General features: G+C 70.8%; 13 protein-coding genes and 1 pseudogene. 6 read left to right on the top strand and 8 right to left on the bottom strand.

Translation table 11 applies throughout. The annotated features are described in order from the left end of the window. Positions 1 to 47: 47 nt before the first annotated feature. The 5 genes from RI211_RS16560 to RI211_RS16540 all read right to left on the bottom strand — a co-directional run bounded on the left by RI211_RS16560 (position 48) and on the right by RI211_RS16540 (position 4,623). Positions 48 to 848: an alpha/beta fold hydrolase gene (locus RI211_RS16560; protein WP_315636722.1), complete on the bottom strand. Its 801-nt coding sequence runs from the start codon at positions 846 to 848 to the stop codon at positions 48 to 50. Positions 849 to 964: 116 nt separating this feature from the next. Further along, positions 965 to 2,434, bottom strand: a complete 1,470-nt coding sequence (locus RI211_RS16555) for a catalase (protein ID WP_315636721.1) — start codon at positions 2,432 to 2,434, stop codon at positions 965 to 967. A 64-nt stretch (positions 2,435 to 2,498) separates the two neighbouring features. Next, positions 2,499 to 2,918 (bottom strand): Fur family transcriptional regulator, encoded by a 420-nt coding sequence (locus RI211_RS16550; protein WP_187662721.1) that lies wholly within the window; start codon positions 2,916 to 2,918, stop codon positions 2,499 to 2,501. Between the two features lie 69 nt (positions 2,919 to 2,987). Then, positions 2,988 to 3,905, bottom strand: coding sequence for a J domain-containing protein (locus tag RI211_RS16545; RefSeq protein WP_315636720.1), 918 nt, complete (start codon positions 3,903 to 3,905; stop codon positions 2,988 to 2,990). A 64-nt stretch (positions 3,906 to 3,969) separates the two neighbouring features. After that, the gene (locus RI211_RS16540) at positions 3,970 to 4,623 is read right to left on the bottom strand and encodes an IMPACT family protein (protein ID WP_315636719.1); all 654 of its coding nucleotides are present in this window, start codon (positions 4,621 to 4,623) and stop codon (positions 3,970 to 3,972) included. 133 nt (positions 4,624 to 4,756) lie between these two features. On the opposite strand from RI211_RS16540, the gene RI211_RS16535 reads away from it, so the two are divergent. From RI211_RS16535 to RI211_RS16525, 3 genes are all read left to right on the top strand, one after another. Continuing rightward, positions 4,757 to 6,001: a sensor histidine kinase gene (locus tag RI211_RS16535; RefSeq protein ID WP_315636718.1), complete on the top strand. Its 1,245-nt coding sequence runs from the start codon at positions 4,757 to 4,759 to the stop codon at positions 5,999 to 6,001. Beyond that, positions 5,998 to 6,621: a response regulator gene (locus RI211_RS16530; RefSeq protein WP_315636717.1), complete on the top strand. Its 624-nt coding sequence runs from the start codon at positions 5,998 to 6,000 to the stop codon at positions 6,619 to 6,621. The genes RI211_RS16535 and RI211_RS16530 overlap by 4 nt, the downstream gene beginning before the upstream one ends. Positions 6,622 to 6,699: 78 nt before the next feature. After that, positions 6,700 to 7,152, top strand: a complete 453-nt coding sequence (locus RI211_RS16525; RefSeq protein ID WP_187662717.1) for a DUF2871 domain-containing protein — start codon at positions 6,700 to 6,702, stop codon at positions 7,150 to 7,152. Between the two features lie 4 nt (positions 7,153 to 7,156). Here RI211_RS16525 and cycA read toward each other — a convergent pair whose 3' ends face one another. Further along, positions 7,157 to 8,620 (bottom strand): D-serine/D-alanine/glycine transporter, encoded by a 1,464-nt coding sequence (gene cycA / locus RI211_RS16520; protein WP_259952645.1) that lies wholly within the window; start codon positions 8,618 to 8,620, stop codon positions 7,157 to 7,159. 176 nt (positions 8,621 to 8,796) lie between these two features. On the opposite strand from cycA, the gene RI211_RS16515 reads away from it, so the two are divergent. Together RI211_RS16515 and RI211_RS16510 are read left to right on the top strand one after the other, a co-directional pair. After that, positions 8,797 to 10,269 (top strand): MATE family efflux transporter, encoded by a 1,473-nt coding sequence (locus tag RI211_RS16515; RefSeq protein ID WP_259952644.1) that lies wholly within the window; start codon positions 8,797 to 8,799, stop codon positions 10,267 to 10,269. A 113-nt stretch (positions 10,270 to 10,382) separates the two neighbouring features. Beyond that, positions 10,383 to 10,784 (top strand): hypothetical protein, encoded by a 402-nt coding sequence (locus RI211_RS16510; protein WP_187662715.1) that lies wholly within the window; start codon positions 10,383 to 10,385, stop codon positions 10,782 to 10,784. Between the two features lie 3 nt (positions 10,785 to 10,787). On the opposite strand, the pseudogene RI211_RS16505 reads toward RI211_RS16510, so the two are convergent. Together RI211_RS16505 and RI211_RS16500 are read right to left on the bottom strand one after the other, a co-directional pair. Continuing rightward, positions 10,788 to 12,498, bottom strand: a pseudogene (locus RI211_RS16505) (AMP-binding protein). Between the two features lie 42 nt (positions 12,499 to 12,540). Next, entirely contained in the window at positions 12,541 to 13,008 is a 468-nt protein-coding gene (locus tag RI211_RS16500) for an Lrp/AsnC family transcriptional regulator (protein ID WP_025102769.1), read from the bottom strand. 112 nt (positions 13,009 to 13,120) lie between these two features. Between RI211_RS16500 and RI211_RS16495 the strand changes: the two genes are divergently transcribed. After that, positions 13,121 to 14,359, top strand: a complete 1,239-nt coding sequence (locus RI211_RS16495; protein ID WP_315636715.1) for a trans-sulfuration enzyme family protein — start codon at positions 13,121 to 13,123, stop codon at positions 14,357 to 14,359. Positions 14,360 to 14,465: the final 106 nt, after the last annotated feature.

Here is a 14,465-nt window from a genome sequence, read left to right as displayed (position 1 = left end):
ACGCGTGCGGGAGGGGGTCTCGGCGCGAAGACGGGGTCTCGGCGGGCTCAGGACTCGGCGAAGAACGCGAGCGCGGCCTCCTTGAAGTCGCGGGAGCCGGGGGCGTTGAAGTGGTGGCGGTTCGGGAGCTCGACGAAACGGGCATCGGGAGCCGCCGCGGCCAGTGCCCGGGAGCCCTCGATGATCGCGTCCTTCGATCCCGTCGCGAACAGCAGCGGCACGACCGGGGCGTCCGCGGGATCGGGGTCGATCGTGCCGGAGCCCCGCAGCCCCTCGGCCAGCGCGACGAGCGCACGCAGATCGTTCCCCGGCACGCGCTCGGTCAGGGCGATGTAGTTCTGCGTCGTGCGGTCCTCCACCGGGGTGCCGTCCGCGATGTACGCGCGCACCTGATCGAGGTCGAGGCGGGCGAGGGGGATGCCGTCGGGAACACCGCCCAGGACCGCCCGGCCGATCCGATGCGGGAGCTCACGGGCCACTTCCCACCCCACCCGCGCGCCGAGCGAGTAGCCGAGGTAGAACGCGTCGTCGACGAGGTATGTGTCCATGACGGTCTCGACGTCGGTCACGAGGTTGCGGATGGCGTAGGCGTCGGACTCATGCGGCTTGTCGCTCTGCCCGTGGCCGCGCTGGTCGAGTGCGAGCACGCGGTACCCGGCCCTGGTCAGCTCGCGCACCCAGCCCGTGAGCACCCAGTTGTCGCGGGCGCCGGAGGCGAAGCCGTGCACGGTCACCACGACGGGGGCGTCGAGCTCCCCCCACGTGTACGTCGCCAGTCGTGTGCCGTCCGCCGCGTAGACATGCTGCGGGGCGGGCATCTCGGTGAGGTCGGAGAGGGAAACAGCCACCCCACCATCCTCCCCCCACTCCCCCTTCCGTGACGCCGAGACCCCGGTTACACGCCGAAACCCCCTCCCCGCAGTGTCGCGGGGAGGGGGTTTCGAGGAGAACCCGGGGTCTCGGGTCAGACGCGGTCGCGGAGAGCGGCGCCGAGCTCGGCGTCGACGTTCGTCCAGTACTGGAAGAAGCGCTCGCGGATGGCGTCGACCGTGATCGAACGGCCCTGACCGGTCAGCACCTCCAGGAAGCGGGCGCGCTGCGGGCCGTCGAAGACCTCGCGGTACAGCGTGCCGGCCTGACCGAAGTCGTCGTCCTCGGCGTGCAGCGTCGCGGCGGAGCGGGTGAGGTCGCCGTCCGCCGACCAGTTCACCTCGATGCCCTTGGCCGGGTCGGCCTCGGGGCCACCGGGGGTCCCGAAGGAGTTCGGCTGGTACGTGCGGTGCGCGGCGTCGTTGTACTGGTACCGCATCGAGCCCTCGTGCTGGTAGTTGCGGGTCTCGGCGGCGTGCGGCTGGTTCACCGGCAGCTGGTTGTAGTTCGCGCCGATGCGGTGACGCTGGGCGTCCGGGTAGGCGAACATCCGGCCCATGAGCATCTTGTCGGGGGAGATGCCGGTACCGGGCACCTGGTTCCCGGGCGCGAAGCCGGCCTGCTCGATCTGCGCGAAGAAGTTCTCCGGGTTGCGGTTCAGGGTCAGCGTGCCGACCTTGATGCGCGGGTAGTCCTTCTTCGAGATCGTCTTGGTGAGGTCGAACGGGTTGAAGCGGTAGTCCTTCGCCTCGTCGTACGGCATGATCTGCACGTACAGGTCCCACTTCGGGAAGTCGCCGCCGTCGATCGACTGGAACAGGTCGCGACGGTAGTGGTCCGCGTCGGAACCGGCCAGCTGCTCGGCCTCCTCCGGGCTCATCGCCTCGACGCCCTGGTGGGAGATGAAGTGGTACTTGACCCAGAACACCTCGCCCTCGGCGTTGATCCAGGAGTAGGTGTGCGAGCCGTAGCCGTTCATGTGACGCCAGCTGCGGGGGAGTCCGCGCTCGCCCATGAGGTAGGTGACCTGGTGCGCGCTCTCGGGCGAGAGGGTCCAGAAGTCCCACTGCATGTCCGCGTCGCGCAGACCAGAGTCGCCGAGGCGCTTCTGCGAGTGGATGAAGTCCGGGAACTTGATGGCGTCGCGGAGGAAGAACGTCGGGGTGTTGTTGCCGACGATGTCGAGGTTGCCCTCGGTCGTGTAGAAGCGCAGCGAGAACCCGCGCACGTCGCGCCAGGTGTCGGGCGAGCCCTGCTCACCGGCGACGGAGGAGAAGCGGAGGAGGGTCTCCGAGGTGGCGCCCGGCTGGAACACGGCCGCACGGGTGTACTTCGAGACGTCCTCGGTGACGACGAACTCGCCGAACGCGCCGCCGCCCTTGGCGTGCGGGTTGCGCTCCGGCACGCGCTCGCGGTTGAAGGAGGCGAGCTTCTCGACCAGGTAGTGGTCGTGCAGCGCGGTGGGGCCGTCGGGGCCCACGGTCAGCGAATGGGTGTCGCTCGCGATCGGCGCTCCGGCCTGCGTCGTCGTGGCCGGACGGCCCGCATCGGTGGGGTTGGTCATGGTCTTCTCCTTCTCCGCGCGGACATGCCGAACGGACCCTCGGGGAGGGGATCGGTGGATGCGCCTACGCGGCGTTCTGGCAGCTGGGGCAGAGGCCCCAGAAGGTGACTTCAGCTGTCTGCACGGTGAAGCCCCCCGTCGAGGACGGGGTGAGACACGGCGCCTCGCCGACGACGCAGTCCACATCGCCGACCGCACCGCAGGAGGTGCAGACGATGTGGTGGTGGTTGTCGTCGATGCGCCGTTCGTACAGCGCCGCGGATCCTGCCGGTTCGATCCGGCGGATGAGGCCCGCCGTCGTCAGGTCCGCGAGGATGTTGTGCACCGACTGGATCGACGTGGTCGGAAGCACGTCGGACACGGCGCGGTAGACCCGCTCCGCATCCGTGTGGGCCATGGAGCCGAGAGCCTCGAGGACGGCGACGCGGCCCGCAGTCGCACGCAGCCCGGCGTCGCGCAACGCCGAGTCGAGTTCCGTCTCCATGCCTCCGACTCTACACGTGTTTTGAGTGATTCAAAAGAGCATGCCGGGATGCCGGGCGCGTCGCGGCCTTCAGACGAAGCGGACCGTCTGCTGGAGACGGGTGCGGACATCGAACAGCTCGTTGCCCCCGATGGCCCGCGCCCCGGGGACGCCCTGCCGCAGCACCATCGCCAGCGCGCTGCGTCGGACCACCACGACCGGGACGCCGCGACTGCTGCCGAGCGGCGTGACGGCCTGGGCGAGGTCGTCGTCGGGGAGCACCACGATCGCGCCGCCGAACTTCACCTTCGCGGCCTTCGCCACCGCGCGCATCCGGGCGAGGGCGGCTGTGACGGGCGCGCGGGTGCCGAGGCTCGGACCGGTGATCTCCCCGCGGCGGAAGCCCACGACCCCGCCGAAGTCCTCGGACATGATGCCGTAGAGGCCGGAGGGGCTGAGCACGACGTGGTCGAGCTTGTCCTCCGGGGTCTGCCCGGCGGCGACGTCGTGCCAGACCGTGAAGCCCATGCCGAGGTCGGAGACCGTGCGGGCCGTGGCCTCCTCCGCGAGCGCATCGGCGAGCAGCCGCCGGAGTTCGCGCGGGGCGGCACGGACCAGAGCCGGGGCATACGGATCGGGGACCTCGACCCCGTGCCCCGCCCACTCGCGGATGAGGGAGAGGTAGCGCTCTCGCCGCCAGCCCCCGGGGTGTCCGTAGGAGCGGGCGCGCGGCCGGGTGTCGGTGCGCACGGTCTGGGGGCGCCAGCCGCTCCACTCGCCGCCGTCGTCGGTCAGGCCCGCGCGGCGGTCGTACGCGGCACGGTCCTCCGCAGTGCCGATGAGCTCCCAGGCGCGCTGGACCTGGATGAACACGGCCGCGTCGCCGCCGGTGTCGGGGTGGGTCTGCCGCAGCCGCAGCCGATACGCCCGCCGGAGCTCGGCGTCGTCGACGGCCGGATCCACGCCGAGGATCTCGTACGGCGAGGCCGAGAGCGGACTGTCGAACATCGCTCTCCTTCCGCGACCGCGGCGTCCAGGATATCCGGCGGACGGTGTGCGGCCGCCGGGAGCCTCAGTCCGCGACGTCGACGATCCGCTCGATCCCGGCGACCGGGGCCACGGCGCCCCCGGACGCGGCGGCGAGGTCGGCGGTCAGGCGCGGAAGCGCGGGGGCGGGCACCCACAGCTCGAGCTGCGCGGAGGCCCCGTAGGTCGGCGTGCCGAGCGTGGCCCCGTGGGACGCCGCCCAGTCGCGGAGCAGGTTGTCGTAGCGGCCGGCCTCGGCGTGCGGGACCTCGACGGTCGCCTGGGTGAGCGCCTCGCGACGGACGAGCGAAGCACGATCGAGCGTCTCGGACACGGCCGTGGAGTAGGCGCGGATGAGGCCGCCCGCCCCGAGCTTCACCCCGCCGAAGTACCGGGTCACCACCGCCACGACGTCCGTGAGGCCGCGCCGCCGGAGGACCTCGAGCATCGGGACGCCGGCTGTGCCGGAAGGCTCGCCGTCATCCGAGGAGCGCGCCTGATCCCCGTGCAGGCCGGTCACCATCGCGGTGCAGTTGTGGTTCGCGTCCCAGGCGCGCTTCCGGATCGCCGCGATGACGGCCTCCGCCTCAGCCACCGTCGACACCGGTGCGACGTGCGTGAGGAAGCGCGACTTCCGGATGACGAGCTCGTGGTCGACGGCCGCCGCGATCGTCGCCGGGAACGGGTGCGGTGTCGACATCGGCCCCACGATACCTCCGTTCGAATCGCCCGATTGGTCCCAGATCGGGGCCGGATGCCGCCAATCGGGCGATTCGAAGCGGCTCGACCGAACGATGGAGGCGGACCGCGGCCCGGCGGACGAGAATGTCAGCATGCCGACCGGAGACACCGCCGAGCCCGACCTCCCCGGAGGGCGGACGGGAGCACGCACGCGCTCCTGGGGACGCCTGGTCACGTCGCTGCGCATCGGGCAGGCCGTCATCACGGTCGTGCTCACCGTCGTCGGCGTCGTGCGCTCCCTCGCCGACGGGATCCCGGTGCCGTGGCTGCTCGCGACCGCCCTCGCCTTCCTCGGCTGGTACGGCGGCGGACTCCTGCTCTCCTCCCGCACGGACGACCGCGCGCTCGCCGCCGGCTGGCTGCTGGGGCTCACGGCCATCTGGCTGGGGGCGGTGGCGCTGTCGCCGGAATTCGTCTGGCTCGCGTTCTCGCTGTGGCTGCTCGCCGGCTTCCTGCTCCGGCTGCGATGGGCCGTACCGCTCAGCATCCTCATCCTCGCCGTGGTCGTCGTCGCGCCGCTGCTGCACACCGGAACGACCACGTACGCGAACGTCATCGGACCGCTCGTGGGCGGCATCTTCGCCCTCGGGATCTCCCGCGGCTACCTGGAACTGGTCCGCGACGGGCGCGAGCGGCGGCGGCTCATCGCCTCCCTCGTCGCGACGCAGCAGGAGATGGCGGCCCTCCAGGACGAGCTCGCCCGGACCCAGCGGGAGTCCGGCGCCGCCGCCGAGCGCACCAGGGTGTCCCGCGACATCCACGACACGGTCGCCCAGAGCCTGTCGTCCATCGTCCTGCTGGCGCGGTCGGCGGCCGAGCACGAGGACGGTCGGGAGCAGGCGCTCGGGCAGATCGGGGCGCTCGCCGCGGAAGGGCTCGCCGACGCCCGGCGCATCGTGGACGACCTCATGCCCGCCGAGCTCGACGGTTCCGCGTTGAGCGACGCCCTCGCCCGGATGCTCGAGCGCCTGAGCGCCGAGACCGGGATCGCGGCCACCCTCCACGCCGACGAGGAACTCCCCGCACTCGGCCTCGACGCCGAGGTCGCCCTGCTGCGGACGGCGCAGTCCGCACTCGCCAACGTGCGCAGCCATGCCGCCGCGACCCGGGTGGTGGTGACCCTCGCGGACGCCGGCGACGCCGTGCGGCTGGACGTGGTCGACGACGGCCGCGGCTTCGATCCGTCCCGGCTGGAGTCGGCGGGGCCCGGCGGCGGCTACGGTCTGCGGGCGATGCGCGCCCGACTGCGCGAGCTCGGCGGCGGTCTCGACGTGGAGAGCGCCCCCGGCGACGGCACCGCGCTCTCCGCCCACCTGCCGCTCGGAGGACGGTCGTGACCCCGGTGCGGATCCTCCTCGTCGACGACCACCCGATCGTGCGGGCCGGCGTGCGTTCGCTGTTCGACCGCCGCGACGACGCCGAGGTCGTGGGTGAGGCGGCGTCGGGGGAGGAGGCGGTCATGCTCGCCCGGCACCTCCGTCCCGACGTCGTGCTCTGCGATCTGCGTCTGGGGGCGGGGATGGACGGCGTGCAGACGACGGCGGCGCTCCGGGCGCTCGACCCGGCGCCGGCGGTGCTCATCCTCACGACGTTCGACCGCGACGCCCAGATCCTCGGCGCGATCGAGGCGGGGGCGGCGGGGTATCTGCTCAAGGACATCGACCCGGAGGACATCGTCCGTGCCGTGCGACAGGCCGCGTCGGGCGGGCAGGCGCTGACGCCGGAGCTCACGGCGCGCGTCGGCCGCGCCCTCCGCGCCCCGCGGGTGCAGCTCACGGGGCGCGAGCTCGACGTGCTGCGGCTGCTCGACACCGGGGCCTCCAACCGGGAGATCTCGAAGGCGCTGTTCGTCACGGAGGCGACGGTGAAGACCCACCTCGTCCACGTCTTCGAGAAGCTCGGGGCCGACAGCCGCGCGAAGGCCGTCGCGATCGCCAGGGAGTCCGGTCTGCTCTGACGCCCGCGGTCTCCACCGTTCGATGGATCCGCGGCGACGGCTCCCCGGCGAGGCTGGAGGCAGACAGAAAGGACTCCCATGCGCAGGCTCTTCACCGCCGCGTTCGCCTCCATGCTGGTGGGCGTCGCCTCCGGACTCTTCTACCGCGAGTTCACCAAGATCAACGGCTTCCCCGAGGGGGCGCCGACGCAGCTCGGACTCGTGCACACGCATCTGCTCGTGCTGGGCTTCGTCGTCTTCCTCGTGGTGATGCTCTTGGAGAAGGCATTCGCGCTCTCCGAGAGCCGCCTGTTCGGCTGGTTCTTCTGGACCTACACCGCCGGTCTCGTGCTGACCTCCGCGATGCTCGTCTGGCACGGCTGCCTCACGGTGCTCGGGCAGGACTCCACGAAGATGATCGCCGGCATCGCGGGCGTCGGGCACATGCTGCTCGCCGCCGGCATGGTGCTGCTGTTCCTCGCGCTCCGCCCTCGTGTCTTCGCGCCGAAGGTCGCGGCCACCGGGCCCGCGACCCTCGAGTCGGTGGCCTGACGCCTCAGTCGGCCGGGATCGTGTCGTCGCGCAGGTAGGCGATGTGCGCGGCGTGACGCTCCAGGTGGTGCGGCGACTTCCGGACGAACAGCCACGCCACGATGAGGATCGCGAACCAGATCGGCGTCACGAGCAGCGCGATCAGGGTGTCCGGCTGGGTGGTCAGCGCCCAGAGGATGAACAGGAAGAACGCGAGCACGACGAACACCATGAACACGCCGCCCGGCATCTTGAACGCCGAGGTCGCCGCCTTCTCCGGACGCCGGCGCCGGTACACGAGGTAGCTGCAGAGGAAGATCGTCCACACGAACATGAAGCACACGGCCGACACGGTGGTGACCATCTCGAACGCCGTGCCGATGTCCTTGCCCGCGTAGAGCAGCACGACGCCGGACAGCAGCAGGATGCAGGACAGGAACAGCGCGTTCTGCGGCACGCGGCGCTTGGAGAGCCGGCCGAAGAACCGGGGGGCGTCGCCGTCCTGCGCCAGGCCGAACACCATGCGCGACGTGGAGTAGATGCCGGAGTTCGCGCTGGACATCGCCGAGGTGAGCACCACGAGGTTGACGACGGTGGCGGCGATGCCGAGTCCGGCGAGGGCGAACATCGCGATGAAGGGGCTCTCACCGGCGACGTACTCGGTCCACGGCGTGACGGCCATGAGGATGATGAGCGCGCCCACGTAGAACAGCAGGACCCGGATCGGGATGGCGTTGATGGCCTTCGGGAGGTTGCGCTCCGGGTCCTTGGTCTCCGCGGCGGCGGTGCCGACGAGCTCGATCCCGACGAACGCGAACACCGCGATCTGGAAGCCGGCGACGAATCCGAGGAAGCCGTGCGGGAACATGCCGCCGTGCTCCCACAGGTTCGAGAAGCTCGCGGTGCCGGCGTCGTGGGAGAAGCCGGTGAGGATCATGACGAGACCGGTGACGATGAGCGCCACGATCGCGACGATCTTGATGAGTGCGAACCAGAACTCCATCTCGCCGAAGGCGGCGACGGTGGGCAGATTGAGCGCCAGGAGGATCACGACCACGAGGAGACCCGGGATCCACAGCGGGACGCCGGGGATCAGGGCGTCGGTGTACCCGGCGATCGCGATCACGTCGGCCACGCCCGTGACCACCCAGCAGAACCAGTACGTCCAGCCGGTGAAGAAGCCCGCCCAGGGGCCGAGGAGGTCGCTCGCGAAGTCGCTGAACGACTTGTACTTGAGGTTCGACAGCAGCAGCTCGCCCATCGCCCGCATGACGAAGAACAGCATGAACCCGATGATCATGTAGACGAAGATCACGGAGGGGCCGGCGACCGAGATCGTCTTGCCGCTGCCCATGAACAGGCCCGTGCCGATCGCCCCGCCGATCGCGAGCAGCTGGATATGCCGATTGCTGAGCGCGCGCCGCAGGTGCTCCTCGCCTCCGGCTCCGGTCTGCCCCTGGCGGATGGCCCCCGTGTCTTGCTTCGTCACGCTCTTCTCCTCCGGTCGTCGTCGACTGATGCAGAGTAACCACCGGGATGTGCCAGGCCGAAATCGACGGGCGTGGACCGGCATTTCGGCATTCGCGTGTTCCCTTCGCCCGAAACGATTCGATAAACTAAGCGCACCCCCGATCCATCCCTCCTTCCCTGCGAGCCCCTTCCTTCATGGCCACCACCCTCACCACGGGCCGTCCGTGGCGCGTCATCCTCGCCTTCTCGATCCCGCTCCTGCTCGGCAACGTCGTGCAGCAGCTCTATCAGTTCGCCGACGCGATCGTCGTCGGACGACACCTCGGCGTCCAGTCGCTCGCCGCCGTCGGCGCGACGGGCAGCCTGCTCTTCCTCCTCCTCGGCTTCGCCTGGGGTCTGACGAGCGGTTTCGCGATCCCCATCGCCCAGGCCTTCGGTGCGCGCGACGACGCCGCCGTGCGCCGCTCGGTCGCGACGGGTGTGCTCCTCAGCGGCATCACGAGCGTGGTCCTCACGGTGGTCGCGCCGCTCATCGCGGGGCCGATCCTGACGCTGCTGCAGACGCCGCCCGAGCTCATGGCCGAGGCGACGGTGTTCACGCAGATCAGCTTCCTCGGCGCGGGCGCGACGATGTTCTTCAACTACCTCTCCGCCATCATCCGCGCCATCGGCGACTCGAAGACCCCGCTGGTGTTCCTCACGGTCTCCTGCGCGCTCAACGTCGGCCTCGTCGTGCTCATGGTCGGTCCGCTGGAGTGGGGCGTCGCCGGGGCCGCGCTCGCGACCGTCGTCGCACAGGCCGTGTCGGTGATCCTCTGCCTGGAGTTCGTGCGCCGGCGGCTGCCCATGCTGCACCTGCGTCGTTCGGACTGGCGCATCTCCCGCACGGACATCGCCGACCACCTGCGCCTCGGCCTCCCCATGGGCTTCCAGGCCTCGATCATCGCGATCGGGACCCTCACGGTGCAGGTCGCCCTCAACACGCTCGGAGCTGACGCCGTCGCCGCGTACACGACGGCGTCGCGGGTCGACAGCCTGGCGGTCGCCCTGCTCTCCTCGCTCGGGCTCGCCGTGTCGATGTACGCGGCGCAGAACCACGGCGGCCGTCGCCCCGACCGCATCCGGCGCGGCGTGGTCGAGGCCACCTGGATGGCGGTCGCCGCGGCGATCGTCCTCGGCGGGCTGCTCATCGCGTTCGGCGCGCCGATGGTCCGGCTGTTCGTCGGTGACGGTTCGGACGACGTCGTCGCCATGGCGCACCGCATGCTCATCATCAACGGCTGCGGCTACTGGGCGCTCGGCATGCTCTTCGTGCTCCGCGGCGCACTCCAGGGGCTCGGCCACACGCTGGTGCCGACCGTCACCGGCGTGATCGAGCTCGTGATGCGCGTCGTCGCCGCAGTGGTCCTCGGCGCGATGATCGGGTTCGACGGCGTGGCCCTCAGCAACCCGCTCGCCTGGGTGGGCGCGATCGTGCTCCTCGTGCCGGCCTACGTCAAGGCGCATCGCGCGCTGGCGACCCAGCCCGTGGCCCCGACCGAGGCCACCGAGACCTCCGCGATCGCGATCGTCGGCCCCACCGACGGCTCGATGGTGGTCGACGCGGTCGTCACCCGCCCGGTCCGCGTCGTGCGCCCGCGCCGGCTGCGGTGGCCGGTCCGGCGCTGATCCGCGATATCCACCGGAAGGATGACCCGGATCGGACTTGAGACGGATGGCCTTCCGGAGAGACACTTCTAATGTCGAAGGTGCGGAGGGGTTCCGCCGGACGGGGGGTCGTCATGACGACATTGGGAGTGGCCAGAGATCTGGCCGCCATTCTGGTACCGATCGGATACGTGGGTGCGGCGCTCGCCGCGGTCTGCGCGATCGTGGCCGCGATCGCGATCATCCGTGGAGCCGGGGGGCTCGCGGGAGGCGCGGTCGGACTGTGGATCGTGTGCGCGCTGATGAGCTTCACCGCGAGCTTCGCGAATCAGTGGCTTCCGCTGATCGCGGCGGGCGCGTCGCTCGGGGGCATGCTCGTGATCGGCGGGATCGTGCGCGCGATGCTCACGGCGGGCGGCTTCGAGTCGCGACGCCGGGCCGCGCGCGTGAAGCCGGCGCCGGCGACCACGACGACGGCCACGCTCAAGACCGGCTCGACCGCGACGCCCACGGCGCCGGTCGCCGTCGTCTCCTAGCGTTCAGCGGTAGTCGCGGTCGCGGTGCTGACGCGCCTCGTCGCCCGCCGCCACGCGGGCGCTCTCGCGTGCCCGCAGCTCGACGCGGCGGATCTTCCCGGAGATGGTCTTCGGAAGCTCGGGCACGAACTCGATGATCCGCACCCACAGGTGCGAGGACAGCCGTTCGTGCGCGTAGCCGAACACGGCGCGCGCGGCGGCGGCCTCGTCCGCGCCCGCGTCCGGTGTCAGGCACACGTACGCCTTCGGCACCGCGAGGCGCGTCGGGTCGGGGCTGGGGATGACGGCCGCTTCGACCACGAGGTCGTGCTCCAGCAGCACGGACTCGAGCTCGAACGGCGAGATCTTGTAGTCGGAGGCCTTGAACACGTCGTCGGAGCGTCCGATGTAGGTCAAATAGCCGTCGGCGTCGCGCACGGCGATGTCCCCCGGTGTGGTGGAAGCCCCCGGCCCGCGACTCCGCGGTCTTCTCCGGGTCGTCGTAGTACCCCGCCATGAGGCCGAGCGGCGGCTGGGCGAGGTCGAGCGCGATCTCGCCCTCGTCCTCCACGACCTCGCCCGTCGACGGGTCGAGCAGCACGACCGGGTAGCCGGGCAGCGGACGGCCCATCGACCCGACCTTGACCGTCTGGCCAGGGGAGTTGCCGATGCAGGCCGTCATCTCGGTCTGACCGAAGCCGTCGCGAATCGTGCCGCCCCACGCCTCGCGCACCCGGTCGATGACCTCGGGGTTCAGCGGCTCGCCGGCGCCGACGAGCTCCCGCGGAGGGTGCGCGAGCCGGGAGAGGTCGGCCTGGATGAGCATGCGCCAGACCGTGGGCGGGGCGCAGAAGGTCGAGACGTGGTGGGTGTCCATGACCTCCATGAGCGTGTTCGCGTCGAAGCGGTCGTAGTTGTACACGAACACGGTCGCCTCGGCCAGGAAGGGGGAATAGAAGCTCGACCAGGCGTGCTTGGCCCACCCCGGGGAGGAGATGTTGAGGTGCACGTCGTCCGGGCGCACCCCGAGCCACCACATCGTGGAGAGGTGGCCGACGGGGTAGGAGACGTGGGTGTGCTGGACGAGCTTCGGGCGATTCGTCGTGCCGGAGGTGAAGTACAGCAGGGCCGTGTTGCCGGCCGGCGTCGGGCCGTCCGGGATGAACTCCTCCGTGGTCGTGGCGGCGTCCGAGAACCGCTTCCAGTCCGCAGGCAGCGATGCGCCGACGCCGATGCGCAGGACCGCGGGGGCGATCCCTTCGAGGCGGTCGGCCAGGGCGCCGAGGGTGACGACGGCGCCGGCGCGGCCGTGCTCGATGCGGTACGCGAGGTCGGAGGCCGACAGCAGCGTCGAGGTCGGGATCGACACCGCGCCCAACTTCGTGATCGCGAGCATCACCTCCCACAGCTCGATCGTGTTGTTGAGCATGACGATCACGTGGTCGCCCCGGCTGATGCCGAGGCTGCGGAGCCAGGCGGCCACCTGATCGGAGCGCGCGGAGAGCTCCCCGTACGTCCAGGACCGGAGGCTGAGGTCGGCCTCGACGATCTGCACGGCCGGACGATCGGGGTTCTCGCCGGCGATGACGTCGAACCACTCGAGCGCGAAGTTGAAGGCGGTCAGGTCGGGCCAGGCGAACTCGCGGCGTGCGGCGTCGTAGTCCGTGGCGTGCGTGAAGAGGAGGTCCCTCATCCCGCGGATCGCTTCGGTGGCGGGGGTGGCACGACGGCTCATGGTGCTCCTTTGCAACGGCGTCCCTCCATCCTGCCCCCTCGTTCAGCGGGGGAGGAAACCCGTGCCGTCGCGGAGCTCGAACACGAGCTGGGTCTCGGTGCCGCGGACGACGGGGTGCACGGTGATGTGCTCGAGCACGATGTCGCGCAGGGCGGTCGCATCCTGCACGGCCACGTGCACCAGGAAGTCGTCCACCCCGGCGACATGGAACACCTGGAGCACCCGGGGGATCGCGACGAGCGCGTCGAAGAGCGCCGTGACCTTGGGGCCGGTGTGGTGAGCGAGCCGGACCTTGATGATCGCCTGCAGCGGGTAGCCGAGAGCGGACCCGTCGAGGCGGACGCGCGTATCGCGGATCACTCCACGCTCCCGCAGGCCGCGGATCCGGTGGGCGCAGGTGGACTCCGCGAGGCCGAGCCGATGAGCCAGCGCCTTGTTGGTGACGGCCGCATCGCGGCTCAGGGCCGCGAGCAGCTCCAGGTCGATCTCGTCGAGTTGCGCTTTCGCCAACGTGTCCTCCTCGGTACGACCGGATGTTGCACAGAATAGCGAGAATCCCGGATTCGGCGAGCTGTTCTGTCGAAGATCAGCGAGAACGTCGTGATTCGGTCACCGTGGAGGGATGACCGCACCGCTGCATCCCGACACCGTCGCCGTCCACAGCGGCCGAGCCGACCTCGAGGCGCTCGGGGTCCACGCCCTGCCGATCGACCTCTCCACGACCAACCCGCTGCCGGACGTCGAGCGCGGCGGGGACTCGTACGAGGCGATGGCCACGGGGGGTCGTCCGCCGCAGGACGGCAGCATGGTCTACGCCCGCCTCTGGAACCCGACGGTCGCGCGCTTCGAGGACGCCCTCGCCGAGCTCGAGCACGCTGAAGCCGCCGTCGCCTTCGGCTCCGGGATGGCGGCCATGACCGCCGTGATCCTCGCGCACACCGGTGCCACGGGGGCGCGGCACGTCGTCGCGGTGCGTCCGCTCTACGGAGGGACCGACCACCTGCTGGGGTCGGGTCTGCTCGGTGTGGAGACGACGTACTGCCGTCCCGACGAGGTCGCCGCCGCGCTGCGCGCCGACACCGGACTCGTCGTCGTGGAGACGCCGGCGAACCCGACCCTCGAGGTCGCGGACATCGCCGAGGTCGTGCGGCAGGCGGGGAGCGTGCCGGTGGTCGTCGACAACACGTTCGCGACCCCCGTGCTGCAGAACCCGATCGACCACGGCGCGGCGATGTCGTTGCACAGCGCCACCAAATACCTCGGCGGCCACGGTGATGTCATCGCCGGCGTCGTCGCCTGTGACGAGAGGACCGCGGAGGCGTTGCGCCGCGTGCGTGCGGTGACCGGGGGGCTCCTGCACCCGCTCGGCGCGTACTTGCTGCACCGCGGTCTCACGACCCTGCCGGTCCGCGTGCGGCACCAGCAGGAGAGCGCTCGTCGCATCGTGCAGTGGCTGGTCGATCGGCCCGAGGTCGCCGAGGTCTTCTATCCCGGGCTCGACGGGGATCCGCGCGGAATCCTCGAACGCCAGCTCCGCGGGCCGGGAGCGATGATCGCCCTGCGGCTCCGAGGCGGTTATGCGGCAGCCGCGGCGGTGGCCGGGGCGACCCGCCTCTTCACGCATGCGGTGTCACTGGGCGGTGTGGACTCCCTCATCCAGCACCCTGCCGCGCTCACGCACCGCCCGGTCCCCGCGGACGCGCGTCCCGCCGCCGACGTCCTTCGCCTGTCCATCGGCCTCGAGAACGTCGACGATCTCCTCGCCGACCTCGCGAACACCTTCGCCACTCTCGCCGACCCACCCCTTTCCGTGCCACCCACCCCGGAAAGTGCGTCACATATGGGGGTGGCTCGCACGTAGGGGGCCGGGTCGGCGATTGTGTGAGGACGACAAGAAACTGAGTCTCGACTGAGGTGGGACTTGGTACCTGACGGCAAAACCGGGGGGTCGCGGAGAGGGCGGGCCT

This window comes from Microbacterium meiriae (assembly GCF_032364335.1).
GTDB lineage: Bacteria > Actinomycetota > Actinomycetes > Actinomycetales > Microbacteriaceae > Microbacterium > Microbacterium meiriae.
The sequence above is the reverse complement of the archived record's forward strand: the minus strand, read 5'-3'. Positions and strand labels throughout refer to the sequence as shown.

Excerpts from the sequence above, each read along its gene's own strand:
- RI211_RS16555 (WP_315636721.1), bottom strand. The coding sequence starts at position 2,434 with ATGACCAACCCCACCGATGCGGGCCGTCCGGCCACGACGACGCAGGCC.
- RI211_RS16550 (WP_187662721.1), bottom strand. The coding sequence starts at position 2,918 with ATGGAGACGGAACTCGACTCGGCGTTGCGCGACGCCGGGCTGCGTGCG.
- RI211_RS16545 (WP_315636720.1), bottom strand. The coding sequence starts at position 3,905 with ATGTTCGACAGTCCGCTCTCGGCCTCGCCGTACGAGATCCTCGGCGTG.
- RI211_RS16540 (WP_315636719.1), bottom strand. The coding sequence starts at position 4,623 with ATGTCGACACCGCACCCGTTCCCGGCGACGATCGCGGCGGCCGTCGAC.
- RI211_RS16535 (WP_315636718.1), top strand. The coding sequence starts at position 4,757 with ATGCCGACCGGAGACACCGCCGAGCCCGACCTCCCCGGAGGGCGGACG.
- RI211_RS16525 (WP_187662717.1), top strand. The coding sequence starts at position 6,700 with ATGCGCAGGCTCTTCACCGCCGCGTTCGCCTCCATGCTGGTGGGCGTC.
- RI211_RS16515 (WP_259952644.1), top strand. The coding sequence starts at position 8,797 with ATGGCCACCACCCTCACCACGGGCCGTCCGTGGCGCGTCATCCTCGCC.
- RI211_RS16510 (WP_187662715.1), top strand. The coding sequence starts at position 10,383 with ATGACGACATTGGGAGTGGCCAGAGATCTGGCCGCCATTCTGGTACCG.
- RI211_RS16495 (WP_315636715.1), top strand. The coding sequence starts at position 13,121 with ATGACCGCACCGCTGCATCCCGACACCGTCGCCGTCCACAGCGGCCGA.